Origin of the sequence: Corynebacterium sp. ACRPZ, assembly GCF_022346205.1 — a bacterium.
Taxonomy (GTDB): domain Bacteria; phylum Actinomycetota; class Actinomycetes; order Mycobacteriales; family Mycobacteriaceae; genus Corynebacterium; species Corynebacterium lehmanniae.
On sequence record NZ_JAKRMR010000051.1, the window covers coordinates 1 to 507 of the forward strand.

A 507-nucleotide genomic window follows, 5' to 3' on the forward strand; every position below is an offset into this window, starting at 1 on the left:
GTAACAAAACACACGGACACACAAACAATCAAGGTACAAACACCAAAACACAAAAAAGAAAGATACTCGCGTCCACTATACAGTTCTCACACAACACAACCCCCACACACAACCAACCACACATAAGCAGCCAGCCGACATGAGGGCCCAACAGGAACAACCATGTGCTGCCCCAGACACCCAACAGTGCACCAACGCATATCAAATCTTTTGTCACGCAAACCGGCGTATCCACCAACCAACACCATGTGAGCACAACCCCTAAACGGCCAGCCGCACCACCATCCAGACGGTGCCACCATGACCTTGAAGGTGTGTCTCCACCCGGCAAAATACTTTCGTGGCAGTCGCACACTCGGCGACTCAACCACACAAACAATGACCCACAACTGCGGGCGAAAAATAAAAGCTCCTTAGAAAGGAGGTGATCCAGCCGCACCTTCCGGTACGGCTACCTTGTTACGACTTCGTCCCAATCGCCGATCCCACCTTCGACAGCTCCCATGA

General features: G+C 52.1%; 1 rRNA gene. It reads right to left on the reverse strand.

Annotated features, from left to right (window positions below):
- Positions 1-417 precede the first annotated feature (417 nt).
- Positions 418-507, reverse strand: a 16S ribosomal RNA gene (locus tag MHX64_RS11935); the annotation flags it as partial.